Annotated in this window: 1 protein-coding gene and 1 pseudogene; both read left to right on the forward strand. The window is 39.5% G+C overall.

Annotation, left to right across the window (positions count from 1 at the left end; all coding sequences use genetic code 11):
* Positions 1-316, forward strand: a 316-nt coding sequence (locus IE142_RS39875; RefSeq protein WP_191889448.1) for a Type 1 glutamine amidotransferase-like domain-containing protein, incomplete at its 5' end; no start/stop codon positions are given.
* 116 nt (positions 317-432) lie between these two features.
* A pseudogene (locus tag IE142_RS39880) lies at positions 433-663 on the forward strand (menaquinone biosynthesis decarboxylase); the annotation flags it as partial.

Consider the following 663-nt stretch of genomic DNA (forward strand, 5'->3'; position numbering starts at 1 on the left):
GCCTGTGCGCTGTTCTGTTGTTATGCCTTCACTGGGATTATTCCCTGTACAAATTAACCCGCACTATATTGATGCCACCATTAGTGGACATATGGGCGAAACTCGAGATGAGCGTATTGCGGAGTTTTGTGCGATGAACCCAGACGAGATAGTGGTTGCCATTCGTGAAGGTAGTTACTTATATATTCAGGGTGAAGAGTTACGTTATTACAGCGCTAAAAATGAAGGCTTTAAAATTTTCCAACATGGAAAAACTTTTCCAGAACAATTTGATACAAAAATGTTGGCAAAATGGGTTCCATTTCGCTGTTTATAATAATAATTTGCAATCTCATATAAAAGGCATTGCTTTTTAGTGAGTTATGCGTTTAGCTTATAGTGTTTCAAAGAGGGCTTTGCCCTCTTTTCTCTCACTCACTGGCTCGTAAGATTATGATGAAATACCGCGATTTAAGAGATTTCCTTTCATTACTCGAAGAAAAAGGTGAATTAAAACGCATCACCTTTGAAATAGATCCCTACCTTGAAATGACCGAAATAGCGGACAGAACATTACGTGCTGGTGGGCCTGCACTGTTATTTGAAAATCCTAAAGGGTTTGATATGCCAGTGCTATGTAATTTATTTGGTACACCTGAGCGTGTTGCTATGGGGATGGGACAA

Source organism: Streptomyces mutabilis (assembly GCF_014649815.1).
In the GTDB taxonomy this organism is placed as follows: Bacteria; Actinomycetota; Actinomycetes; order Streptomycetales; family Streptomycetaceae; genus Streptomyces; species Streptomyces mutabilis.